The organism is Amycolatopsis sp. NPDC051371 (assembly GCF_040682155.1).
Taxonomy (GTDB): Bacteria; Actinomycetota; Actinomycetes; order Mycobacteriales; family Pseudonocardiaceae; genus Amycolatopsis.
Genome location: NZ_JBFBAG010000009.1, coordinates 17,824 through 41,833, shown reverse-complemented (window position 1 = coordinate 41,833; position 24,010 = coordinate 17,824). Strand labels below are relative to the sequence as shown.

20 protein-coding genes, 2 tRNA genes and 1 pseudogene are annotated in these 24,010 nt (G+C 71.1%); 14 read left to right on the top strand and 9 right to left on the bottom strand.

Features of this window, described 5'->3' with window-relative positions; genetic code table 11:
- The first annotated feature begins 168 nt into the window (after positions 1–168).
- From AB0M59_RS13700 to AB0M59_RS13690, 3 genes are all read left to right on the top strand, one after another.
- Positions 169–903, top strand: coding sequence for an HAD family hydrolase (locus AB0M59_RS13700; RefSeq protein WP_364614208.1), 735 nt, complete (start codon positions 169–171; stop codon positions 901–903).
- A 49-nt stretch (positions 904–952) separates the two neighbouring features.
- A tRNA-Gln gene (locus tag AB0M59_RS13695) sits at positions 953–1,024 on the top strand.
- Between the two features lie 102 nt (positions 1,025–1,126).
- Positions 1,127–1,202 (top strand) — tRNA-Glu (locus tag AB0M59_RS13690).
- Positions 1,203–1,369: 167 nt separating this feature from the next.
- Here AB0M59_RS13690 and AB0M59_RS13685 read toward each other — a convergent pair.
- Complete coding sequence (locus AB0M59_RS13685; RefSeq protein ID WP_364613679.1) at positions 1,370–1,783, bottom strand: Lsr2 family protein; 414 nt, start codon at positions 1,781–1,783, stop codon at positions 1,370–1,372.
- An 834-nt stretch (positions 1,784–2,617) separates the two neighbouring features.
- Between AB0M59_RS13685 and AB0M59_RS13680 the strand changes: the two genes are divergently transcribed.
- Both AB0M59_RS13680 and AB0M59_RS13675 read left to right on the top strand, forming a co-directional pair.
- Entirely contained in the window at positions 2,618–3,301 is a 684-nt protein-coding gene (locus AB0M59_RS13680) for an HU family DNA-binding protein (protein ID WP_364613676.1), read from the top strand.
- 259 nt (positions 3,302–3,560) lie between these two features.
- Positions 3,561–3,695, top strand: coding sequence for an RICIN domain-containing protein (locus tag AB0M59_RS13675; RefSeq protein ID WP_364613673.1), 135 nt, complete (start codon positions 3,561–3,563; stop codon positions 3,693–3,695).
- 197 nt (positions 3,696–3,892) lie between these two features.
- Here AB0M59_RS13675 and AB0M59_RS13670 read toward each other — a convergent pair whose 3' ends face one another.
- From AB0M59_RS13670 to AB0M59_RS13660, 3 genes are all read right to left on the bottom strand, one after another.
- Positions 3,893–4,306: an Lsr2 family protein gene (locus AB0M59_RS13670; RefSeq protein ID WP_364613670.1), complete on the bottom strand. Its 414-nt coding sequence runs from the start codon at positions 4,304–4,306 to the stop codon at positions 3,893–3,895.
- Between the two features lie 205 nt (positions 4,307–4,511).
- Positions 4,512–4,700: a hypothetical protein gene (locus AB0M59_RS13665; protein WP_364613667.1), complete on the bottom strand. Its 189-nt coding sequence runs from the start codon at positions 4,698–4,700 to the stop codon at positions 4,512–4,514.
- Positions 4,701–5,297: 597 nt separating this feature from the next.
- Positions 5,298–5,957, bottom strand: a complete 660-nt coding sequence (locus tag AB0M59_RS13660; RefSeq protein WP_364613664.1) for an HU family DNA-binding protein — start codon at positions 5,955–5,957, stop codon at positions 5,298–5,300.
- 692 nt (positions 5,958–6,649) lie between these two features.
- Between AB0M59_RS13660 and AB0M59_RS13655 the strand changes: the two genes are divergently transcribed.
- From AB0M59_RS13655 to AB0M59_RS13640, 4 genes are read left to right on the top strand one after another with little or no spacing between them, the layout of a single operon-like run.
- Entirely contained in the window at positions 6,650–8,392 is a 1,743-nt protein-coding gene (locus AB0M59_RS13655) for an ATP-binding protein (RefSeq protein WP_364613661.1), read from the top strand.
- Between the two features lie 37 nt (positions 8,393–8,429).
- Positions 8,430–9,590, top strand: coding sequence for an exonuclease SbcCD subunit D (locus AB0M59_RS13650; RefSeq protein WP_364613658.1), 1,161 nt, complete (start codon positions 8,430–8,432; stop codon positions 9,588–9,590).
- Between the two features lies 1 nt (position 9,591).
- Positions 9,592–12,993, top strand: coding sequence for an SMC family ATPase (locus AB0M59_RS13645; protein WP_364613655.1), 3,402 nt, complete (start codon positions 9,592–9,594; stop codon positions 12,991–12,993).
- Positions 12,990–13,967 (top strand): hypothetical protein, encoded by a 978-nt coding sequence (locus AB0M59_RS13640; RefSeq protein ID WP_364613652.1) that lies wholly within the window; start codon positions 12,990–12,992, stop codon positions 13,965–13,967. Before AB0M59_RS13645 ends, AB0M59_RS13640 begins: the two co-directional genes overlap by 4 nt.
- Positions 13,968–14,252: 285 nt before the next feature.
- Here the strand turns inward: AB0M59_RS13640 and AB0M59_RS13635 are convergent.
- A pseudogene (locus tag AB0M59_RS13635) lies at positions 14,253–15,322 on the bottom strand (ISAs1 family transposase).
- Between the two features lie 493 nt (positions 15,323–15,815).
- Positions 15,816–16,286, bottom strand: coding sequence for a hypothetical protein (locus tag AB0M59_RS13630; RefSeq protein ID WP_364613649.1), 471 nt, complete (start codon positions 16,284–16,286; stop codon positions 15,816–15,818).
- Between the two features lie 162 nt (positions 16,287–16,448).
- Between AB0M59_RS13630 and AB0M59_RS13625 the strand changes: the two genes are divergently transcribed.
- A complete protein-coding gene (locus AB0M59_RS13625) occupies positions 16,449–18,512 on the top strand; it encodes a glycoside hydrolase family 3 C-terminal domain-containing protein (protein WP_364613646.1) in 2,064 nt (687 codons plus the stop codon).
- Positions 18,513–18,522: 10 nt separating this feature from the next.
- On the opposite strand, the gene AB0M59_RS13620 is transcribed toward AB0M59_RS13625, so the two are convergent.
- The gene (locus AB0M59_RS13620; RefSeq protein WP_364613643.1) at positions 18,523–19,107 is read right to left on the bottom strand and encodes a hypothetical protein; all 585 of its coding nucleotides are present in this window, start codon (positions 19,105–19,107) and stop codon (positions 18,523–18,525) included.
- Positions 19,108–19,159: 52 nt separating this feature from the next.
- On the bottom strand, positions 19,160–19,420 hold the full coding sequence (locus AB0M59_RS13615; protein WP_364613640.1) for a hypothetical protein: 261 nt from the start codon (positions 19,418–19,420) through the stop codon (positions 19,160–19,162).
- A 100-nt stretch (positions 19,421–19,520) separates the two neighbouring features.
- Between AB0M59_RS13615 and AB0M59_RS13610 the strand changes: the two genes are divergently transcribed.
- Positions 19,521–19,835 carry a nuclear transport factor 2 family protein gene (locus AB0M59_RS13610; RefSeq protein ID WP_364613636.1) on the top strand — a complete coding sequence of 105 codons (315 nt, stop codon included), beginning with the start codon at positions 19,521–19,523 and terminating at the stop codon, positions 19,833–19,835.
- 46 nt (positions 19,836–19,881) lie between these two features.
- On the opposite strand, the gene AB0M59_RS13605 is transcribed toward AB0M59_RS13610, so the two are convergent.
- Positions 19,882–20,583, bottom strand: coding sequence for an IclR family transcriptional regulator (locus tag AB0M59_RS13605; protein ID WP_051183801.1), 702 nt, complete (start codon positions 20,581–20,583; stop codon positions 19,882–19,884).
- Positions 20,584–20,728: 145 nt separating this feature from the next.
- On the opposite strand from AB0M59_RS13605, the gene leuC reads away from it, so the two are divergent.
- From leuC to AB0M59_RS13590, 3 genes are all read left to right on the top strand, one after another.
- Positions 20,729–22,162, top strand: a complete 1,434-nt coding sequence (gene leuC / locus AB0M59_RS13600; RefSeq protein ID WP_364613633.1) for a 3-isopropylmalate dehydratase large subunit — start codon at positions 20,729–20,731, stop codon at positions 22,160–22,162.
- 21 nt (positions 22,163–22,183) lie between these two features.
- Positions 22,184–22,786: a 3-isopropylmalate dehydratase small subunit gene (leuD, locus tag AB0M59_RS13595; RefSeq protein WP_364613630.1), complete on the top strand. Its 603-nt coding sequence runs from the start codon at positions 22,184–22,186 to the stop codon at positions 22,784–22,786.
- A gap of 240 nt (positions 22,787–23,026) precedes the next feature.
- Positions 23,027–23,713: an HU family DNA-binding protein gene (locus tag AB0M59_RS13590; protein ID WP_364613627.1), complete on the top strand. Its 687-nt coding sequence runs from the start codon at positions 23,027–23,029 to the stop codon at positions 23,711–23,713.
- Positions 23,714–24,010 lie beyond the last annotated feature (297 nt).

Sequence of the window (24,010 nt, the reverse complement as noted above, 5' to 3'; positions counted from 1 at the left end):
CCGGTGCGCCGGAACAGGCGATCGGCAATCACCTCTTTGGCAGCATCGCGAACGCGGCGGTTGTCCTAGCCTCACTGGGTGGATTTCGCCTTGGCACCCCGGACCCCGTCGCGAACCGCCCCCGCCGCGGCGGCGCCCGAGCCCTGGGCGCCGCCGGAGCTGCGCCTGGTGTGCTTGGACATCGATGACACCCTGATCGACTGCACCGCCGCGATCCGCCGCAGCCTCCACATCCTGACCGGCCGGGGCGACCTGTGGCCGTTGTGGGACTTGATCACCGAAGAGCACGTCGCGCTCGTCGTCGCCGGCGAGCTCGACTACACGACGATGCACCAGCGGCGCACCGACTGCTTTCTGGCCGAGATCGGCATCCTCGCCGACGACGAGCAGGTGAGTTCGTTCGAACGGCGTCGAAGAGAGCTGCTCGACCACTCGTGGCAGTTGTTCGGCGACGTCCTCGACTGTCTGGAGTGGCTGCGCGCCGCCGGTTTGCTGCTGGCCGCCGTGACCAACGCTTCGGGCGTCCACCAGCGGAAGAAAATCGCCGACCTGGGGTTGGCGCCGTTTTTCGACCACGTCGCCATCGCCGGCGAGCTCGGGGTGGCGAAACCCGATCCGGTGATGTTCCACACGGTCTGCCTCGGCCTGGGCTGCGCACCCGCCCAGGCCGTCCACGTCGGCGACAAACTGGACACCGACGCGATCGGCGCCCGCGACGCCGGCCTGGGCGCGGTCTGGCTCGACCGCGACGACATCGGCGAGCGCGCGCCCGAGGGCGTCCACCGGGTGGCGGCCCTGACCGAGCTGCCTGAGCTGCTGGTTTCGGAGTACGCGACGATCGGCGTCCCCGCCCAGCGGGGGAGTGGCACCCCCGCGTTCACCGTCCGGAACGGCGTGCTCTAGTATTTCTCCTCGTGCGGTGCTGAACCGGCAAGCCGGGACGGTACCTCACTGGGGTATGGTGTAATTGGCAGCACGACTGGTTCTGGTCCAGTTAGTCTAGGTTCGAGTCCTGGTACCCCAGCTGCGGAGAGTCACCCCCTTGCGGAGCGAGAAATCGCCTCTGGTAAGTTCTCTCCAGCAAGAAAAACAGAAAAGCCTCTGGGAAACCAGGGAAAGATCCTAAGCCCCCGTCGTCTAGCGGCCTAGGACGCCGGCCTCTCACGCCGGTAGCGTGGGTTCGAATCCCATCGGGGGTACCAGCAGTAGCACCCAAGCCCGTCTGACCCAGGTCAGGCGGGCTTTTTGGTGCGCCCGTTGATCCTTCCGGCGTTCGAGCGCGGTGACCGTCGGCGACGAAGGTGAGGCGTCCTCGTCGCCGACGGGATGACCGCGGTGATCTCTCCCCAGTGATCTGCCGTCGCCACGGCTACTTCTTGGCGGCGGCGACCTTCTTGCGCGGGGTGCGCTTGCGCGGAGCCGGCGTGGGAGCCGCTGCCTCCGCGGCCTGAGCCGATTCGTAAGCGGAGATCACCTCGGAGGAGAGGCGGCCGCGCTCGGAGACCTCGTAGCCGTTCGCGTTCGCCCAGGCGCGGATCTGCTGGTTGCGCTCGCGGTCGCTCGTGCTGGTCGTCGTCGACTGGCCCGTCGCGACGCGGACCTTGCGGCCGCCGGTGCGGCGAGCGGCGGCGATGTACCGGGCGAGCTCATCGCGCAGGGCGGCGGCGTTTTCGTCGGAGAGGTCGATTTCGTACATGACACCGTCGAGCGAGAACGGGACGGTGTGGGCGGCGGGGGTACCGTCGATGTCGTCGAGCATCTCGACGAGGACCTTCTGGGCCATTTCCTGCTCCTTGAAGCGGTATATACCAGTAACAGTGGCTGTGACCGAGCGCACGAATGTGGTGCTCCTCCGCGGAGTATATCCATACCGCTCGGTTTGGGGAGTTATCTCCTCGCCGCTATCGAATAGGGAAGCCGCCGTGAAGTCGCCACGGAGAATTGTCCGGCGCGCCGCTCGAACCGGTATTCGCCAACCGGGCGCCGATCCGGCCGGTCGCCGGAGTGTCCTATGCGGACACCGAGACCGGTCGACGGGCGGTCGGCATCGGTACCGGCCGGGTCGACGAAGTCCATTTCGGACGGCTGCCGGGTGGTGCGGGCGCGCCGGCTCTGCTTGATGCCCCCACGGCAAGCCGGTTGACCGCCGATCGAGCCCGGCGAGCTTGAAGCCTGACCAACTCCCGTTACCTCGTTGTGATCGAAGGGAAGTCCCCCGTCTGCGGCCAACGCGACGGGACTGCGCGACGCCGGGACCGCACGAGATCGAGTGCCGCACCGGAACCCGGCTGCCACGGGAAGACCGGGCGTGGGGAGCGGGCTACTCGTTGACTCGCTTGGGTTTCTCACGATTTCAGGTCGAACAATTGAGCGACTGGGAGGCTCGGATGCCCTTGTCCTATATGGACATCAGGCGCGGCATTTCGACGAATTCGCAGGTCAGCGTCCGACCCGATGGAGTCCGCGCTCCACGGGCAGGTCCGCGGGGACGAGACTTCTTCGGCGACACAACGGAGTTCTCGGCCACCCCTGTTTGGATTTTCGCGCCTCTTGGTAATACTCTGTGTGACGTCGGCCGAGATGGGCCTGACTGTTGGTTCCACTATGGAGGACTGGAATGACGAACAAGGCCCAGCTGATCGAGGCGCTGTCGGAGCGTCTGGGCGACGACAAGAAGGTGGCTGCGCAGGCCGTTGACGGCTTGGTGGACATCATCATCCGTACGGTCAACAAGGGCGAAAAGGTCAACATCACCGGCTTCGGGGTGTTCGAGAAGCGGGCCCGTGCCGCGCGCACCGCCCGGAACCCGCGCACCGGTGAGGCCGTGAAGGTCAAGAAGACCAACGTGCCCGCGTTCCGCGCCGGGACCACGTTCAAGGACGTCATCTCCGGCTCGAAGAAGCTGCCGAAGGCGACCCCGGTCAAGCGCGCCACCGCTGCCACCGCGACCCGTGCGACCGCCACCAAGGCCGCCGCCGCCGCTCCGGCCAAGGCCGCCACCACTCGCACCACGCGGGCCGCTGCCGCCAAGCCGGCCACCACGCGGGCGACCACCACGCGGACCCGTGCCACCGCGGCGAAGCCGGCCGCCAAGGCCACCACCACGCGGGCGGCTGCCACCAAGGCGGCCCCGAAGACCGCGGCGAAGCCCGCCGCGGCCAAGGCCACCGCCGCGAAGGCGACCACCACCCGCGCCAAGGCTGTCGCCGCCAAGCCGGCCGCCACCAAGGCCGCCGCGGCGAAGAAGCCGGCCGCTGCCAAGGCCCCGGCCAAGCGCACGTCGGCCGCCAAGAAGAAGTAGTTCCACAGCTTGACCGGAAGGGCCCCGCACCATGCTGGTGCGGGGCCCTTCGGCGTTCCCACGGGAACTCGGCGGCGCCGCACGGTCGTCGGTGCCGGGGGCATCGTTCTCGCGAGCACCCCGTCGTGGTCACCGGGGTTGAGCGATCGGAAGGCGAGAGTCGGGTAAGCGGTCGACGCGTACGGCATGCCTCGCGCACCGCGCTCGGCGGGGCGACGTCGAGGTTTCGCGCATATCGCTGCCCGACCTCGTCACGCTGATGTCGAGAGTGGGGTTCCGGGACAGCAACTTCTGCATCGACGTGCCGGGGAACCAGGCGGTCCCGGGGCCGGCCATGCAGCTGTGGCAGTGCAACACCGCCGACGCGCAGAAGTGGCTGGTCGGCTTCGCGTGACGGAACCCGTCGAGGTCATGGGGCTCGATACCGGATCGGCCCGGCGGAGCGCAGCGCCCCGGTGATTCACGGTTCGCGGGACCGAAACCCGCTTGACCGGACGGAAATGGCCTCCATCGGCGGCGAGGACGGTTCGTCCTCGCCGCCGACGGGCCGCGCGCCTCGATCTCTCCCCAGTGATCTGCCCGCCACCGCCGTCACTTCCGGGCGGCGGCGACCTTCTTGCGCGGGGCGCGCTTGCGCGGCGCCGTCGCCGGGGCTTCGGCCTCGGCCACCTGGGCCTGCTCGAAGGCCGCGATCACCTCGGACGACAGGCGCCCGCGCTCGGAGACCTCGTAGCCGTTCGCGTTCGCCCAGGCGCGGATCTGCTGGTTGCGCTCGCGGTCGGTCGTGCTCGTCGTGGTCGACTGGCCCGTCGCGACGCGGACCTTGCGGCCACCGATGCGCCGGCCGGCCGCGATGTAGCGGGCGAGCTCGTCGCGCAGGGCGGAGGCGTTGGCGTCCGAAAGGTCGATTTCGTAGGTGACTCCGTCGAGGCCGAACTGAACGGTCTGAGCGGCGGTGGAGCCGTCGATGTCGTCCAGGATCTCGACGAGGACTTTCTGGGCCACGGGAATGCTCCTCAAGCTGGATGTGCGTCCGGGGAACGTGACGTGTGACAAGTTGCACAATGACCGACGTTCTTGGGTGGAGTGTATCCACCCGGGGATCGGTACGGCAATTTCCCGGGGGCTTCCCGCGATTCCGCAGTCCTGATAGGACGCACCGCGCCGGTTCCACTGTGGAGGTCCGGCGCGGCGATTCTCCTTTCCCGGACTACGTTTCGGACGGCGCACCCTGCTCGCCGTGGTGGTAGGGCGGATCCGTCTCCACCGCGTCGCCGGGTGTTCCCTCGGCGGGATCCGCGAGGTCAGCTTTCGCGGCGGCCTCCTTGGCCTCCTCGATGTGCTGCCGGGAGCGGGCCAGCTCCGCGTCGGGGTCTTCCTGCTTCTCGTTCGCCGCCATCACAACTCCTCGCCGGGTCTTCGGGCAATTCCTCACTTGCGGCTACCCGCCGGGGCGGAAGGGCAACCGTCGGGGCGCTGATCGTTTCGGCGGTGGGCAATTCCGGAAACCTGCGGCTCGATTCCGGGGAGGTCTGAGGGCGACACAGACGGCCGTGGGGCCTCGGCCGCGCCGCAGGCGCACCCGGGCGGGCTTGAGTGCGTGACGGCGTTCCTGGGGCTCCGGCTCAGCCCACCCAGCCCGGTGGTCTGTATCGCCGGCCGGTCCGCGCCGTGCCCGATTCTCCCGCGGGCGCCGATCGTGAATTCTTCCGCTGATCCCGCGGCGGTGTCAGCGTCTCCGGCAGAGTCGGGCGGCCAGGCCGAGCCGGGGTTGCTCGGGCGTTTGATGAAGCCGGCGGCGAGCGTGCGACCCGCGGCTTTGCCGGAGCCCTGCCGCGGTGGTGTGGTGAGCGTGTGGCCGGCACCGGTTCCGCGTTCTCCGGGCCCCGCGGGGCACTCCGGCGCGAAACCCGTTGAACGCTGTTTTCAAGCCGGCCCGGGAACGCCGAAGGGCCCCGCACCAAGCTGGTGCGGGGCCCTTCCGGATGAAGCGGAGTTACTTCTTCTTGGCAGCCGACGTGCGCTTGGCCGGGGCCTTGGCGGCGGTGGTCTTCTTCGCCGCGGCGGTCTTGGTGGCAGCCGGCTTGGCGGCAGCCTTCGCCCGCGTGGTCGTCGCCTTCGCCGTGGTGGCCTTGGCAGCGGCCTTCGGAGCCGCCTTGGTGGCGGCCGCGCGGGTGGTGGTGGCCTTGGCGGCCGGCTTCGCCGCGGTGGCGCGGGTCCGCGTGGTCGTCGGACGCGTGGTGGCCGGCTTGGCCGCCGCTGCGCGGGTGGTGCGGGTCGTCGTCGCCTTGGCCGGAGCCGCGGCGGCCTTCGTGGCCGTCGCGCGGGTCGTGGCGGCGGCGGTCGCGCGCTTGACCGGAGCGGCCTTGGCCAGCTTCTTCGAGCCGGAGATGACGTCCTTGAACGTCGTGCCGGCGCGGAAGGCGGGCACGTTGGTCTTCTTGACCTTCACGGCCTCACCGGTGCGCGGGTTCCGGGCGGTGCGGGCCGCGCGAGCGCGCTTCTCGAACACCCCGAAGCCGGTGATGTTGACCTTTTCGCCCTTGTTGACCGTCCGGATGATGATGTCCACCAGACCGTCAACGGCCTGCGAAGCCACCTTCTTGTCGCCCAGACGCTCCGACAGCGCCTCGATCAGCTGGGCCTTGTTCGTCATTCCAGTCCTCCATAGTGGAACTAGTCACGGCCCATCTCGGCCGACACTGCACACGGTATTACCAATACCGCACAAAATCCAACCGGAAGTCGAAATATTTCCTTGCGAGGGCGCTGGTTCCGCCTCTCGAAGGACCTTCGTGAGAGGCGTCCAGGAATGGAAGCCGAACGTCGACCATGGCCCTGAGCAGGCAAAACCCTATGGCAGGGCCGTCCACAGTGGTCGTCCATATAGGACCCGGGCCCCCTCGGAAGACTTTTTTCGCGACACGCCGGGCGAGCGCCTCCCGGCGTGTGGCCGGTGCCACTCCGGGCCCGATCCCGCACAGCGGCGGGGGTTCCCGGGCCCGCCGGCGGACCCGCCGCCGGGGATGCCGGGGCGTCCGGCGGGGCCGGCGGCGCCGCTTCGCCGTGGGGCCAACGCAGTAACGCCCCGGCGCCCCGGAGCGACCTCTCCGGGGCGCGGCGAGGTCCGTTGCGGCGCAACCGGTGGCGCTCGCGCGGGAAGACCGCGGGAAGACGCTGAGGCGAAAAGGATCTTCCCCGTAGGGTGAACTCACTCGTTCGGCCCAGCCCGCGACCGCTGGTGACGACTCCGGTACGCCACCACCACTACGCCGTGTTGGGCGCGGGACTGTCGGTCCGGCGAGCTAGTCTGCGGCCGGAGGAAGCGCCGGGCGGACAGGGAGAACCGTGGACCAGGACACGCTCACGACCGTGGTCGGCCGGGTGGCCGGGACCGAGGATTCGACGCCGCTGCAGTTCCACGTGGCCATCGATCCCGAGGCCTACCTGCAGCTCGACGACGTCGTCGTCACCCGGCGGGAACTCCCCGGCCTGGGCGAAGTCACGTCCTTCGGGGTCGTGACGCAGGTGAGCGCGCGGCACGAGGGCGCCAGCTTCGGCAGCGACGTCTTCCTGATCTCCGACGGCGTCCTGCCCGCGCAGGTGCAGGAGATCGCCGAGATCGCGACCACCCGCGTCGAGCCCGAGTGCTACGTGCCGCCGCGGCCGGGGGCCGTCGTCCAGCGGGCCGTGGGGGAGGATCGCGCGCAGGCGCTGTACTTCGACAACATGACCCGCCAGGTGGCGGTCGGCCTGGGGCGGGACGGCGAACCCGTCTACCTCAACATGGACTTCCTCGACGGCACCCGCGGCGCGCACGTCAGCATCAGCGGCGTCTCCGGCGTCGCCACCAAGACGTCGTTCGCGTTGTTCCTGCTGCACTCGATCTTCCGCGGCGGCGCCCTGCCCAACGCCCACAACGCCAAGGCCCTGGTGTTCTCGGTCAAGGGCGAGGACCTGCTGTTCCTCGACACCCCGAACATCCACCTCGACGAGAAGCTCAAGGCCGAGTACGCCAAGCTCGGCCTGCCCGCGGAGCCCTTCGCGTCGACCGGCTTCTTCGCCCCGCCGACGCCGTCGGACACCGCGGGGAAGCCTTACGTCACCGGGCGCACGTCCGGCGTCGGGGCGTTCTGGTGGACCATCGCGGAGTTCTGCGCCAAGGACCTGCTGCCCTACGTCTTCGCCGACGCCGAGGACGAGCGCAACCAGTACACGATGGTCATCCACCAGGTCGCGAACCGGTTGCGCCTGGACAGCGCCCCCGCGGGCAAAGACGGTGCCGCCAACGTCGACGGCGTTCTCTGCCGCACCTACGCCGAACTCGTCGACGTCATCTGCGAGCGCGTCACCGACGAGGAAACCCGCGCGAGCTGGGCGGGCGCGGTCACCGGTGCCGGCACGGTCAACGCGTTCATCCGCCGCCTGCGCTCGAGCCAGCGCGCGCTCAACGGCCTCATCCGCGGCGACCTCACCGACCACCCCGCACGTCAGCTGTCGACGGAAAACCAGCAGGTGACCGTCGTGGACATCCACAACCTCGTCGAGCGCGCGCAGCGGTTCGTCGTCGGTGTCACGCTCGCCGCGGAGACCGCGCGCAAGGAAGCGGCCGGCCCCGGCGGACTCCTGTTCACGATGCTGGACGAGCTGAACAAGTACGCCCCGCGCGAAGGCAGCAGCCCCATCAAGGAGGTGCTGCTGGACATCGCCGAGCGCGGCCGTTCCCTCGGCGTCATCCTCATCGGCGCGCAGCAGACGGCCAGCGAAGTCGAGCGCCGCATCGTCAGCAACAGCTCGGTGCGGATCGTCGGGCGCCTCGACGCCGCGGAGGCCTCGCGCCCCGAGTACGGCTTCCTCCCGGCCAGCCAGCGGGTCCGCGCGACGCTCGCCACGCCGGGCACGATGTTCGTGAGCCAGCCGGAGATCCCGGTGCCGATCGCCGTCGGCTTCCCGTTCCCGGCCTGGGCCACGCGGCTTTCCGAGGCCGGGAAGGTGCCGACGACCACGGTGGCGTCGAGGAAGTCCGATCCTTTCGCCGGTCTGCCGGGGGGCAGCGGCGACCCGTTCGGCGACGACCCGCCGCCGTTCTGACCGACCCTGTCCGAACGGAAGAACGGAAGGACGCCGCGTGAAGTTCCTGCACACCTCCGACTGGCACGTCGGCAAGACGCTCAAGGGCCGCAACCGCCTGGACGAGCAGCGGGCCGTGCTCGGCGAGATCGTCCGGGTCGCGCGGGACGAGGCCTTCGACGCGATCCTCGTCGCGGGCGACCTCTACGAGACGTCGGCGCCGTCGGCGGCCGCGCAGGAACTCGTGGTCCAGGCGCTGATGGCGTTGCGCGACACCGGCGCCGAGGTGATCGCGATCGCCGGGAACCACGACCACGCGGCGACGTTCGAGGCGTACCGGCCGCTCCTGCGGAAAGCGGGCATCCACCTCACCGGGAACCCGCGGCCGGTCGCGGACGGCGGGGTCGTGTCGTTCGACGCCCGGTCGACCGGCGAGCGCGTCAACGTCGCCGTGCTGCCCTTCCTTTCCCAGCGCTACGCGGTCCGCGCCGCCGAGCTGCTCGCCGGGACCCCGGCGGACAACATCGGCGAGTACGACCAGCGCGTGCGCGACATCCTGGAACACCTCAAGTCCGGGTTCTCCGCCGGCGCGGTGAACCTCGTCATGGCGCACCTGACGGTGACCGGCGGGACCATGGGCGGCGGCGAGCGCGCGGCGCAGTCCATCTTCGAGTACCACGTGCCCGCGACGGCGTTCGGCGCCGATCCGCACTACGTCGCCCTCGGCCACCTGCACCGGCGCCAGTCGCTGCCCGCCGCCTGCCCGGTGCACTACAGCGGCTCGCCGTTCGCCGTGGACTTCGGCGAGCAGGACAACAAGAGCGTGGTCCTGGCCGTCGAGGTGACGCCGACGACGCCCGCGAAGATCACCGAAATCCCGATGACGGCGGGACGACGGCTGCGGACCGTCCACGGCACGGTGGCGGAGCTCGTCGGCCGCGCGCAGGAGTTCGGCGAGGACTACCTCCGCGTCTACGTCCGCGAGGCGACCAGGGCCGGGCTGCGCGAGGAGATCCAGGAAGCCCTGCCGAACGCCCTGGAAATCCGCATCGACCCGGAGTTCGCCGCCCCGGTGACGACGGCGGGCGGCGACCGCGCGATCGCGGACCGTTCGCCGGGGGAGCTGTTCGCGTCGTACTGCGAGGAGCGGACTGTCGAGGACAAGCGCGTCCAGTCGCTCTTCTCGCGGCTGCACGACGAAGAGACGAGCGGGGTGTGACATGCGGCCTGTACTGCTGGAGATGACCGGCTTCGCGTCGTTCCGCGACAAGACCGAAGTCAGCTTCGAGGACACGGACTACTTCGCGCTCGTCGGGCCGACCGGTGCCGGCAAGAGCACCGTGATCGACGCGCTCACCTTCGCCCTCTACGGCTCTGTCGCGCGCTGGGACCACGAAGGGCTCGTCGCCCCCGCGCTCGCCCCGACGGCGAACCGGGCCACCGTGCGGCTGGTGTTCGACGCCGGCGGCGCGCGCTACCACGTCGTGCGGGAAGTCCGGCGCAGCGGCGGGAAGAAACCCACGGTCAGCGTGAAGAACGTCCGCCTGGAACGGCTCGCCGACCCGACGACGCTCGGCGGTCCCGAGGACGACGCCGACCCGGTCGCCGCGGACTCCGAGGTCACCCCGGCCGTCGAACGCCTGCTCGGGTTGACGTTCAAGCACTTCTGCACCTGCGTGGCGCTGCCCCAGGGCGACTTCGCGGAGTTCCTGCACGCCAAGGCCGCCGACCGGCAGAAGATCCTGATCAAGCTGCTGGGCCTGGAGGTCTACGAACGGATCGGCCGCCGCGCCGGTGTCACGGCGGAGCAGCAGAAGCAGCGCGCCGCCGTCCTCGCCGAACAGCTCGGCAGCTACGCCGACGCGACCGAAGAAGCCGTCGAAGAGCTTTCCGCGCGGATGGCGGCACTCGCGGACCTCGACGCGCGGGTCAGTGCGGCCCTGCCGGGTTTGTCCGACGCCACCCGCTCGCACGACGAAGCGCGGCAGCTGGTCGCGTCGCTGACGCGGGAGCTGGGTGTTCTCGACGCGCTGGAACGCCCGGACGGCGTCGAAGACCTCGAAACCCGGCGCCGCACCGCGGCGGACGCGGCCACGACGGCCAGCACCGGGCTGGAGACGGCCGAAACGGCGGACGAAGCGGCCCGTGCCGCGCTCGCCGCCGCTCCCGCCCGCGGTGAGCTGGAACGGATCCAGGTCGCGCGCGCTGAGCTTGCCGAGGCCGAGAAGGCCCTCCCGCGTCTGGAGGAGGCCGCGAAGACGGCGTCGCAGGAGAAAGAGGCGGCGACCGCGGCGGTGGCCGAAGCGGTGTCCGTCGTCGACGCGGCCCGGAAGAACAGGGACACCACGGCGCGCGCCGCCGAGGACGCCGCCGCCGAAGCCGCGCGGGCCCGGCAGGCCCGTGACCGGCTGGCCGGGCTGCGGCCGCCCGCGGATCTCGGGGACCTGTCGGCGGATTCGGCGCGCGTGGCGAAACGCACCGCCGACGCCGACACGCGCCTGCGTGCGGCCGAGGCAGCGGATGCCGAAGCGCGTAAGGCGCTGGGCGCGCAGCCGGACGTCGCTCCACTGGCTTCGGCCCGGTCCGACGCCCGCACGCTCTACGCGGTGTGTGAGGCGCAGCGGAAGGCCGCGCCCGAGCAGGCCGCTCGCCGGAAGGATCTCGAAACCGCGCGTACTTCCTTCGCGAGCGCCGACGCAGAACTCGTCGCCGCGAAGACCGCGCTGAGCGAGGCCGAACGCACCGGGCAGGCCCTGGTGCTGCGAGCTGGGCTCGCCGTCGGGCACGCGTGCCCGGTGTGCGAGCAGGTAGTCACGACGCTGCCGGACGCGGGCGGGCACGCCCACCTGGCCGAGGCGCGGGAACGCGTCGAGCGCGCCGAAGCCGGCCGCGCCGCCGCCGAGTCCGCGCTGCGCCAGCTGGAGCGGGCCGTCGACCGCGACGCCGACTCGGCCGTCGCCGCGGCCGCGCAGGCGGAAGAACTGCGCGTGGTGCTCGCCGACGTCGACGGTCCGCCGGAGTCGCCGGTACTGCGGCGCCGGGTCGAGGCCTCTTTTTCCGAGCAGGACTACGCCGATCTCGTCGCCGCTGTCCGCGCGCGGGGCGAATGGCTGTCGGCGACGATCGAGGGCCGTTCGCGCGTTGCCGAGGCGGCGCGCGCCGCGGACACGGAACTGGCCGCGGCTCGCGCCGAACGCGCGGCGGCGCAGAACGACGCCGACGTCGTCGAAAAGTCGTTCGCGGCGGCACGGGAGGCGTTGCGAGCGGCCCGGGATCCGCTGGTGGAGCTGGGCGCGCCGGCGATCGACGGCGACGACGTCCCGGCGGGCTGGCAGCGGCTGACCGCCTGGGCGGCGGCCACGCTCGAAGACCGGCGGACGGCGCTGGCCGCGCTCGAAGCGGCCGCCGAAGCCGTGGGCAAGGAAGCCGTCGTCGCGGCGGACGACCTCGCCTCCGCCGAGCGGGACGCCGAACAGCGGCGGAAGCGGGCTTCGGAGGCGGCGCTCGCCGAACAGTCGGCGAGCACCGAGTGGGCGAGCACGCGGCGCCGGCACGGCGAACTGATCGAGACGCTCACCGGCGCGCCGTCGGCCGAAGTCGTCGTTTCGCAATTGGTGAAAGTGGCGGAACTCGAGAAAGCCGCGAAGACGGCCGACGCGGACCTGCGGACCGCCCGCGCGGCCGCGAAACGAGCCGCGGAAGCCCAGGCGCGCATCGCCGAACAGGTCGACGCCGAACGGCAGCGGCTGTCCCGGGCGCGCGACCCGCTGGTGAGCCTCGGAGCCCCGCCGATCGACGGCGAGAGCCTCCTCGGCGCCTGGACCGCGCTCACGGACTGGGCGGCCGGGCAGGCGAACCGGCACCGCGACCGGCTGGCCGCCGCCACGACCGCCGAGGGCGAAACCGCCGAAGCGTTGCGCGTGGCCGAACGCGCGGTCGTCGACGACGTCACCGCGCTCGGGATTTCCCTGCCGGAGGGACCGGTGCGCGACCGCGTCCCGGTGGCCGTCGCCGCGGCCCGGGCGCGGGCCGAGGGCGACCACACGGAGATGAAGCGGCGCGTGGCGCGCGTCGCGGGCCTACAGGGCGACATCGCGGCTGCGGACTCCGAAGCGCAGGTCGCGCGGCTGCTCGCGGATCTCCTGCGCTCGGACAAGTTCCCGCGCTGGCTGATCGCCGGGGCGCTCGACACGCTCGTCGCCGAGGCGTCCGCGTCGCTGCTGGAGCTGTCCGGCGGCCAGTTCGAGCTGACCCACGACAAGGGCGACTTCCTGGTGGTGGACCACAACGAGGCCGACGCCCGCCGCCCGGTCAAGACGCTGTCCGGCGGGGAGACGTTCCAGGCGTCGCTCTCGCTGGCCCTCGCCCTGTCTTCGCAGCTGGGCGCGATGGCGGCAGAGGGCGCGACCAAGCTCGAGTCGATCTTCCTCGACGAGGGTTTCGGCACCCTGGACGAGGCCACCCTCGACGTCGTGGCGTCCACTTTGGAGAACCTGTCGGCCACCGGCTCCCGGATGGTCGGGGTGATCACGCACGTGCCGGCGCTCGCCGAGCGCGTGCCGGTGCGGTTCCTGGTCACCCGCGACGGCACCGGCTCGCACATCAGCAGGGAGGGCGCATGACGGCCGTGGCCGGGATGAACTTCAGCATCGACTCGTGGGACCCGGGCTACGGCAGTTCGATGGAGGCCGAGGAACTGGCGCGGTCCGGGGCCGAGGTCGAGCTCGAGGTCGAGGTGCCGACGGAAGAATGGGCGCCGATCGACCCGACGCCGGTGTCGCCGCCCGAGGCCATCTTGTTCGTCGACGGCGTCCGCCGGATCGACGCCCGCGTCTGGATCGACGACCAGGCCGGGATGAACTCGGCGTCCATCGGGCTCTGCGCGTCGTACGCGGCGGGGGTGGTGTGCTGCTGCGACGGGCGGGCGCACGTCGTCGCGACCGACGTCCGGCGCGGGGTGTTCACGGTGGCCTCGGAAGCGGGCGACATCCCGACTTCCGCGGGGGTCTACCGGGCGTTCCGCGCGACGGCCAAGGAGGACAAGCCGCTGGCGGTGGTGCTGTCGTCGGCGTTGCAGGAGCAGCTGGCCGAGGCCGAGCTGGACACGTCCGCCGAGGCGCGCCGGGCGATCGCGGGTCACGTGGGCAGCGACCTGCTCGTGGTGGACGGGCCGTTGAGCGGCCGCACGCACCTGCCCCGCGCGGTGGGGTTCATCAAGAGCCACCAGACGACCTACCTGCCGGGCGACCTCAACGCGATGGTCGGCCGGCTGGGCCCGCACCAGCGCACGCCGGTGTTCCTGATGGGCACGACGTGGGTCCGGCATTCCTGGTACCTGCGCTTGCCGTCGGTCGGGGGCCCGCCGTGGTCGGGGGTGGTCCGCGTGGAGGCGGCACCGCACCTCGGACGTGCGGAGGTGGCCGAGCTGGCGAACCTCACGCAGTCAGTGCTGGGGCGGTTCGCTTCGGTGGCTTACAAGGACTCGCGGGCGCCGCAGAACCTGTATCCGATCGCGGGGCTGGAGCGTGATCTGCGGCATCGGCTGGGGGACCAGCAGTTCGTTTACCGGGCGTTGAGGCTGGCCGCGGCTCGCTGAGACCCGCTGCGGCTCGCCGGTGCTGGGCCGGTGATGGCCGCCGCGGCCCGCCGAAGCCCGGACGGGCCCCCGCCCTTCCCTGGCAGGGTTCCGGCAAGGTCCCGGTCGCACGCTCGCCGCCGGCCCCACCCAACGTCTTGAATGAGTCATTCAGGTCTTCGGAGGTCCTGAATGACTCATTCAAGACACGTCGACGCCCGAGCAATCCCGATCCGGCCTGGCCACCCGACTTTGCCGGGCCCCCGCCCTTCCCTGGCAGGGTTCCGGCACAGTCTTTTGTGCTGTTCAGGTGGGTATTCCGAGCAGGGTGAGGGCTCGGGTGGCGTTGCGGGCGGCGTGGCGGAGCGCTTGGGCGATGTTGGTGTGCCCGGCTTGTCGGTGTGCGCTGGTGGCGAGGTTGCGCAGGCTGGCCATGACGCAGGGTGCGGTGCCGGTACGGGCCCGGGATTGGTCTTCTTGATAGGTAACGTCGCGGACCCAGTGGAGCTTGTTTCGATGTGCCAGTGGCCGCGAACGTAGCCTCCGATGTGGGCGGGGTGGGCGTAGCGGCCGGTGAGGCTGGTCAGCCCGAGCGCGGCGTGGGCGGAGCGTTTCTGGCTGCTGTGGTGGGTGATGTACCGCTCGATGAGGAACGCGTGCGTGGCGTGGGGGAAGTCGATGGTCGGGTAGCCGAGGAACTCGCCCAGGGGTGCGAGCTGGATGGTGCGGCGTTCGCTGCGGCCGTGCCCGCTGCCGCTGGTGTGGTGGGTGGGGATCTCGTGCCAGGGCAGGGTGTCGAGCAGGCCGTGGAGGCGGTGTTGGTTCTCTTTGACGGTGAACACGTAGTCCGCGCCGCGTTGGTGCAGGTAGCGGGCATGTTCGGCGGTGGTGTGCAGGGCGTCGGCGGTGACCACCCGTCCGGTCAGGTCGATCGTGTCCAGCAGTGGTTGGAACCAGCTGATTTCGCTGCTTCCGGCCGGGACTTGGCGTTGAGCGAGCACGGTTGCCGTTTCGTGGGTGATCGCGGCGAGCAGGTGCACTCCGGCGCCTCCGGTGCGAGCGAAGGTGCCGCGCAGGGATTTGGCCGTTCACGGCGATCGCTGCCGGCGCGGTCTCGGCCGGTCGGTGGTGCTGGTGTCGTGCTCGGCGAGCCAGCTGCTGATCACGTCGTCGAGGATGTCGCCGTCGACCCGGCCGGCCATCCGTCGCACGGTCGCCTCATCGGGTGCTGCATATCGGGCTTGGCGGGGATCGAAACGGGTGCCTAGTGCGGCCAGCACGGACTGTGGTGCGTCGGCGGCCCATTCGCCGATCGCGGTGAAGGACTGGGCTCCTGCTACTACGGCTGCGGCGGCGAGCGCCAGGATCGACCCGATCGAATGTCGTACGCCCCGGCGATCTCGGGGTCGGGTCTGCCGGCGAGCTGTATGCGCAGGTCAGCGGCCCAGCATGGATCGGTGTCGGAGTCGATGACCGGGGTCAGGCGATCACGTACGACAGGGATCAGGCGCGATTGCGCAGCGGGCACGGCTCTCTCACACGATCATGGGACCTAGACAATCACATGATCAACGAGGGTCGTGCTCGCCCTGTATCCAGGCCAAAAGACTTTGCCGGGCCCCCGCCCTTCCCTGGGGGGCGTGCCCTGCTCCAGTCTATCGGCCCCCACGGACGACCCGGGCGATCGTTGCTCTCGGAGGGGTCGTTCGTCCACAACTGGCAAACGGTGTGGACAACTCGGCTCCGGCCCGCCGCATAGACCGGCCCGGCGGCGCGAGCGTCGCCGGGCCGGAATCCGCCCTCTGGGGGTGGGCGGCCCCGGGACGGCGGCCTGGGGACCGGCCGACCCGAGGTGTCCTTTGTGGAGGGTCAGCTCAGCGAGCCGTCCCCCGTCTGCGGTGCGCCCGCCGGCTTGACCGCGACCTGCGGTTTCGCCGGCTTGGTGGGCTTCGGCGTCGAAGGCCTGGTGGCCGGCGGCTTGGCCGTCGAGGACGGCGGCGGGGTGCCCAGGATCGTGAAGGTTTTAGTCCCCGTCCGGCCGTCCGAGCACGTGAACGTCGCGGTGTACTTGCCCGGCGTCTCGATCGCCGTGGTCCGGCCGCGGTGTTTGCCGAAATTGCCGCCCTCGGTCCACTCCAGCGGCGCCGCGAAGCCCTTCGACGTCACCGGCGAACTCGGATTGCAGCCGCCGCTCGCCGCGGGCGTTTCCGCGCGGATCGGGCCGCCCGGCTCGACCTCCTGGGTCAGTCCCCAGACGACTTCGGCGGCGTTCGCCGGGACCGATACCGTCAGTGTCGCCGCCCCCGCGGCCATTACTCCGATCAGTGCTTTCTTGAGCATGATCCGCCCCCTCTCCTGCGTATCCCTTCCACGCTTGAGCCGCGAAAACGGTTGAGCCCCGGAAATGTTCAAGTACGTGAACGACTATCGAGTCTATGTTTACTGGTCACGTATGCGTTAGCTTGTCCGCCGTTGATCCCGTTCGGTGACGAGGGAGACTCGATGCGCAACGGCCGGCTCGTTCTTGCCGCGGTTTTGGGACTGTCGCTCACGGCCCCCGCGACCGCCACCGCGGACGCACAGCCCTGGCGCGACGCCCGCCAGTCGCCCGACCGCCGCGCCGCGGAGCTCGTCGCCGCGATGACCCTCGACGAGAAGATCTCCCAGCTGCACCTGCAGCCCGACGCCGAGCACCAGCGGTTCGTGCCGCCGATCCCGCGCCTCGGCGTGCCCGGCTTCCGGATCGCCAACGGCCCGGCCGGCATGGGCCCGGCCGACGACAAACCGCAGAAGCCGGCGACCGCGCTGCCGGCCACGATGGCGCTTGCGTCGACCTTCGACACGGGCCTCGCGCGCCGCTACGGCCGCCTGATCGGCGACGAAACCCGCGCGCTCGCGCACAACGTGTCCGAAGGTCCCGACATCAACATCGCCCGCGTCCCGCGCAACGGCCGGACGTTCGAGGGGATGGGCGAGGACCCGGTGCTGGTCGGCGACATGGGCGCCGCCGACATCCGCGGCATCCAGGAGAACGGCACCATCGCCGAGGTCAAGCACTACGCGGCGAACAACCAGGAAACCCAGCGCCAGAGCATCGACGAGCACATCGACGAGCGCACCCTCAACGAGCTCTACCTGCCGCACTTCGAGCAGGCGGTCACCGAAGGCCACGCCGGCTCGGTGATGTGCGCCTACCCGAAGATCAACGGCGTGTTCACGTGCGAGAACCCGGCGCTGCTGCAGGACAAGCTGCGCGACGACTGGGGGTTCAAGGGGTTCGTCCAGTCCGACTGGGGCGCCGCGCACAGCACCGTCGGGTCGGCGAACGCGGGCATGAACCTCGAGATGATCGACGGCACCTGGTACGGCGAGAAGATGAAGCAGGCGGTCCTCGCCGGGCAGGTGAGCGAACAGCGCGTCGGCGAGCTGCTGCTGCCGCGGTTCCGCACGATGTTCGCGTTCGGGCAGTTCGACCACCAGCCGGTGCTCACCCCGCTGCCGACCGCGCAGCACGACGCCGCCGCGAAGGAGTTCGCCGAACGCGGCATGGTGCTACTGCGCAACGAGCACGCCCAGCTCCCGCTCGACGACCGGGCGGTGAAGTCGATCGCGCTGATCGGGCCGTTCGCGACCAAGGCCAAGACCGGCGGCGGGGGCAGCTCCGCCGTCATCCCGACGTCCACAGTGGACCCGTTGCCCGGGCTGCGGCAGCGGGTTCCGGGAGCCGCGGTGACCCTCGACGACGGCAGCGACCCGGCGCGCGCCGCCGAGCTGGCGCGGACCGCCGACGTGAGCGTCGTGATGGTCGGCGACAACGAGGCCGAGGGCAAGGACCGGCCGAGTCTCGCCCTCGACGGCAACCAGGACGCCCTGGTGACGGCGGTCGCCGCGGCGAACCCGCACACCGTCGTCGTGGTGAAGAGCGGCGGCCCGGTGCTCATGCCGTGGGCGTCGTCGGTGCCGGCGATCCTGCAGGCCTGGTACCCGGGCCAGCAGGACGGCGCCGCGGTGGCGGGCGTGCTGTTCGGGGACGTCAACCCGTCGGCGAAGCTGCCGATCACGTTCCCCGCGGCGGACGCCGACACCCCGGCGAACACGGTGGCGCAGTTCCCGGGCGTGGGTGGCGTCGCCGAGTACTCGGAAGGGCTGCAGGTCGGCTACCGGTGGTTCGACGCGCAGGGCAAGACGCCGCTGTTCCCGTTCGGGCACGGCCTGTCGTACACGACGTTCGCGTTCTCCGGGCTGTCGGTGCGGAACACCGGCGACGGCGGGACGGCGACGTTCACGGTCCGGAACACGGGCAAGCGGGCGGGCGCCGAGGTGGCGCAGCTGTACCTGGGCTTCCCGGCGGCCGCGGGCGAGCCGCCGCGGCAGCTGAAGGGGTTCTCGCGGGTGGAGCTGGCGCCGGGCCAGGCCCGCCGGGTGACGATCAAGCTGGACGCGCGCGACTTTTCGCTGTGGGACACGGCCGGCCACGCGTGGCGGCCGGTGAAGGGCGGGTTCACGGTGCAGGTGGGCGACTCGTCGCGGTCACTGCCGCTGCAGGCGCCCCTCACCCGGCGCTGAGGCGACGCGATCAGGCCTTGCACCCCGGTGCGACCGCCGCCGCGGCCACCAGCTCCCGGGATTCCACCAGCGGTGCGATCGGGTCGTACATGCCGTCGACGTCCTGCTGGGCCTGCGTCAGCGCCTTCGCCGCCGGGTCCTGCGAGGCCACGTCGCCCGGCTTCGCGTGGTCCAGCGCCGTCTTCGCGTCGCGGGCGCGGTCGCGGGCCGTCGTGAACTTCCCGGCGAACGCCTTCCGGACCTTCTCGGCCAGCGGCACCGGGGCCGGCGGGAGTGCCGTCAGCCGGTCGACGACCTCGCCCGTGCGTTCCGCGATGCCGCCCAGTTGCTCGCTCAGCGCCTTCTGCGCATCCGCGACCGAGCGCGGCTCGGACGTCCCCGGTGTCGCTTCTTCGCCGGTGCGCTTCCGGTAGTCGTGGATGGCGGAGCAGAAGCCGTCCAGCCAGCCGAGCGTCGCCGGGTCGACGGCCGGGGCCGGGGCCGGGGCGAGCGTGGGCGGGGCCGTCACCGTCACGGTCGGCGGCGCGGCCTGGCGCGGCTCCGAACACGCGGTCAGCAGCAGGCAGGCGCCGAGCAGTCCCGTGGCGATCTTCATGGCTTCCCCTCACGCTCCGCGGATACACGCGCGAGGTGGCCCGGCGGTTGCCTCAGGCCGCGGCGAGCGTCCCGCCGAGCGCCGTCCTGCCGTCGTCGGTCAGCTCCGCCCGCGTCCACTGCCCGACGGCCACGACCGGTCCCCGCGCCGGCCGGATCAGCCCGGCCCGCGCCAGCTCGTGCGCCGTCGACTGGTCGCAGCACGGCAACCCGTCGACCCGCAGGTCCGGCTCGCAGCTGCAGGTCAGCTCGGCCCGCCCCGCGCCGACGGCCCGCAGCATCGCCATTGCCCTTCTGTTCAAGATGGTCGGCATGGTCGTTCCCCCTCCGTGGTGCTGTCCTGAAGGAGACGTGACCGCCGTCACCGAATACGCGGTTTTCGCGAGGTTCCCCCGAACGGTGCACGATGACCGCATGACGGATTCGATCGGCGACCCGGCGGTGCGCGCGTTCATCGACGCACTGAACGCGGGCGACCGCACAGCGTTCCAGGCCGCGCTCACCCCGGACGCGACGATGTCCGACGACGGCACGGACCGCGATCTGACGGAATGGACCGAGAAGGAGATCTTCTCCAGCCGAGGTCACCTCGAGGTGGAGACCGCGGAGGACGAAGGGAGGAAGTTCGTCGCGAACTACTCGAACTCGACGTGGGGCGCCATGCGGACGCGGTGGCGGTTCACCGTCCGCGACGGCAAGGTGGCGCGCTTCGAAACCGGCCAGGCCTGAGTTTCCCGTCCGCACCGCGAAACGCCTGTGACTCATGGGGCGCGAGTTACAGGCGTTCCTGCAACGCGTCCGCCGCCGCGAGCAGGTCCGCCGCCCAGCGGGCGCCCGGCTTGCGGCCGATGCGCTCGATCGGGCCCGACACCGACACCGCCGCCACGACCGTGCCCGCCGAATCGCGGACCGGCGCCGAAATGCTGGCCACGCCCGGCTCGCGCTCGGCCACGCTCTGCGCCCAGCCGCGGCGGCGCACCTCCAGCAGCGTCCGCTCGCCGAAGACCGCGTCCGCCAGGATCGTGCGCTGCGTGTGCGGATCCGCCCACGCCGCCAGCACCTTCGCGCCCGAGCCGGCCGTCATCGGCAGCCGCGAGCCCACCGGGACCGTGTCGCGCAGGCCGCTCGGCGGCTCCGCCGTCGCGACGCACACGCGCTGCACGCCGTCGCGGCGGTAGAGCTGCACGCTTTCCCCGGTGACGTCCCGCAGCTTCGGCAGCACCACGCCCGCCGCGTCGAGCAGCGGGTCCGTCGAACCGCCGGCCAGCTCGGCCAGCGCCGTACCGGGACGCCAGCGGCCGTCGGGACCCCGGCGCAGCAGCCGGTGCACCTCGAGGCCGACCGCGAGGCGGTGCGCGGTGGCCCGGGGCAGGCCCGTCCGCGTGCACAGTTCCGCGAGGCCGCAGGGGTCGTCCGCGACCGCCTGCAGAACGGCCACTGCTTTGTCCAGTACTCCGATACCGCTATGCTGTCCCACGACCCGATACTAGCGTCCCGCACTTTGGGAAGTCCAGTATCTGGGAAACCCGAACTCGAGCTGCGCCCTCCCTTCGCGGCTCGCACCAGTTCCGCAGGTGTGCGCCCGAGTTCCACCACCACAACAGACGTGGAAGGAGCCGGAGATGACCAGCCCGACCGGCAAGGCCCGCACACTGGCGGAGAAGGTGTGGGAAAGCCACCTCGTGCGCCGAGGCGAAGGCGCCGAACCGGACCTCCTCTACATCGATCTCCACCTCCTGCACGAAGTGACCAGCCCGCAGGCCTTCGACGGCCTCCGCCTGGCCGGGCGGCCGCTGCGCCGCCCCGACCTGACCATCGCGACCGAGGACCACAACGTCCCGACCGTCGACATCGAGCTCCCCATCGCCGATCCGGTCTCGCGCACCCAGGTCGACACCCTTCGCCGCAACTGCAAGGAGTTCGGTGTCCGGCTGCACCCGATGGGGGACGCCGAGCAGGGCATCGTGCACGTCATCGGCCCGCAGCTCGGCCTGACCCAGCCCGGGATGACCGTGGTCTGCGGCGACAGTCACACCTCGACGCACGGCGCGTTCGGCGGCATCGCCTTCGGCATCGGCACGTCCGAGGTCGAGCACGTCATGGCGACGCAGACGCTCCCGCTGCAGCCGTTCAAGACGATGGCGATCACGGTCGACGGAGAGCTGCGCCCCGGCGTCACGGCGAAGGACATCATCCTGGCGGTGATCGCCAAGATCGGCACCGGCGGCGGCCAGGGCTACATCCTCGAGTACCGCGGCAAGGCCATCGAAGCGCTTTCGATGGAAGCCCGGATGACCGTCTGCAACATGTCGATCGAGGCCGGCGCCCGCGCCGGGATGATCGCCCCGGACGAGACGACCTTCGCGTACCTGAAGGGCCGCCCGCACGCGCCGAGCGGCGCCGACTGGGACACGGCGGTCGAAAACTGGCGGCAGCTGCGCACCGACGACGGCGCCGAGTTCGACGCCGAGGTGCACCTCGACGCGAGCGAGCTGACGCCGTTCGTGACCTGGGGCACCAACCCCGGCCAGGGCCTCCCGCTGGGCGCCGACGTGCCCGACCCGGAGCAGATCCCGGACGAGAACGACCGCATCGCCGCTGAAAAGGCCCTGTCCTATATGGACCTGAAGCCCGGGACGCCGCTGCGGGAGATCTCGGTCGACACCGTCTTCCTCGGCTCCTGCACCAACGGCCGGATCGAGGACCTGCGGGCCGCGGCCGAGGTGCTGCGCGGCCGGAAGGTCGCGGACTCGGTCCGCATGCTGGTGGTTCCCGGCTCCATGCGCGTCCGCAAGGCCGCCGAGGAGGAGGGCCTCGACGAGGTCTTCACCGCCGCGGGCGCGGAGTGGCGCCAGGCCGGCTGCTCGATGTGCCTGGGCATGAACCCGGACCAGCTGAAGCCGGGCGAGCGCAGCGCGTCGACGTCGAACCGCAACTTCGAGGGCCGGCAGGGCAAGGGCGGCCGGACGCACCTGGTCTCGCCGCTCGTGGCCGCCGCCACGGCCGTGCGGGGCACGCTGTCGTCGCCGGAAGACCTGCTGACCGCCGCCCGCTGACCCACCCGAGGAGCTACAGCCATGGAACCGTTCACCCAGCACACCGGCGTCGGCGTCCCGCTGCGCCGGTCCAACGTGGACACCGACCAGATCATCCCGGCGGTCTACCTCAAGCGGGTGACCCGGACCGGCTTCGAGGACGGCCTGTTCGCCGCCTGGCGCGGTGACCAGGACTTCATCCTCAACACCGAGCCGTTCAAGAGCGGCAGCGTGCTCGTCGCGGGCCCGGACTTCGGCACCGGCTCGTCCCGCGAGCACGCCGTCTGGGCGCTGAAGGACTACGGCTTCCGGGCCGTCATCTCCGCCCGGTTCGCGGACATCTTCCGCGGCAACTCCGGCAAGGGCGGCCTGGTGGCCGCGCAGTGCGAGCAGCACGACGTCGAACTGCTCTGGAAGCTGCTCGAAAACGAGCCCGGCACCGAGGTCACGGTCGACCTCGAGACCAAGACCGTGCGGGCCAAGGACTTCACCGCGCCCTTCCAGATCGACGACTACGTCCGCTGGCGGCTGCTCGAAGGCCTCGACGACATCGCTCTGACGTTGCGCCATGCCGGTGAGATCGACGGCTTCGAGGCGGCCCGCCCGTCCTGGAAGCCGACGACGACGCCGGTCGCCGTGGGCTAGCTCGGCTTCGGGGCGGGATTCCTTGTCTTCCAAGGGATTCCGCCCTTTTCGGCCGGCTGTCGACACGACACCAGACGGACCTCCGGCGGCCCTTTCGAGGTCGTTTCGCGAGGCGGAACCCGTCCCCCGGCAAGGGAAGGATTCCGCGTCCCGTCTGGAATTTGTGCTGTCTTGGTAATACCGTGTCGCTAGTCGGCCCGACGCGGCCGTGGACGAGTACTTCCTTCTTGGAGGACTGGAATGGCCAACAAGGCCCAGCTGATCGAGGCGCTGACGGAGCGCCTGGGCGACAAGAAGGCCGCTTCCGAGGCGGTCGACGGTCTGGTCGACATCATCATCCGGACGGTCAACAAGGGCGAAAAGGTCAACATCACCGGCTTCGGGGTGTTCGAGAAGCGCGCTCGCGCGGCGCGCACGGCTCGGAACCCGCGCACCGGTGAGGCCGTGCGGGTCAAGAAGACCAACGTGCCCGCCTTCCGCGCCGGGACCACCTTCAAGGACGTCATTTCCGGCGCGAAGAAGCTGGCCAAGGCGGCGCCGGTCAAGCGCGCCACCGCGGGCACGCGCGCATCCACGACAACGCGGGCGACCACGCCTCGCGCGGCAGCGGCGAAGCCGGCGACTGCCCGCGCGACGGCCACGCGAACCCGCGCGACGGCGGCCAAGCCGGCGACGACGACGCGCGCGACGGCGGCGAAGGCGGCCCCGAAGACGACGACGCGCGCCAAGGCGGCCCCGAAGACGACGGCGGCCCCGAAGACGGCCGCGGCGAAGACGACGGCGGCCAAGCCGGCCGCCGCGAAGTCGACGACGGCTCGGAAGACGACGGCCGCGAAGACCACAACGGCCGCGAAGACCACGACAGCCCGGAAGACCACGGCCGCCAAAGCACCTGCCCGGCGGACCACGGCGGCGAAGAAGAGCTGACCGCCCGAAACTGTCGGACCCCTGCGGTAACGTGAAATTCGGGGGTCCCCTGGGGGGTGACCTCCGCTGGGCCAGTGGCTTTTCCGGCAGGGCCCCGCGCGGATGTGCGCGGGGTCCTGCCGCGTTTCCGGACCCGGTGGGGGAGAAGCGATCCGGCGCGGACGCCCGGGACCGCGGCACTCGAGAGCCGGGTCGTACTCGCGTACCGGCATACACGCGAGCCGACCCTCCGGGTACGCGAACCGACTGTGCCGGAACGTGAGCCGACCGTTCGGGTACACCTGCGTTACCCACTGC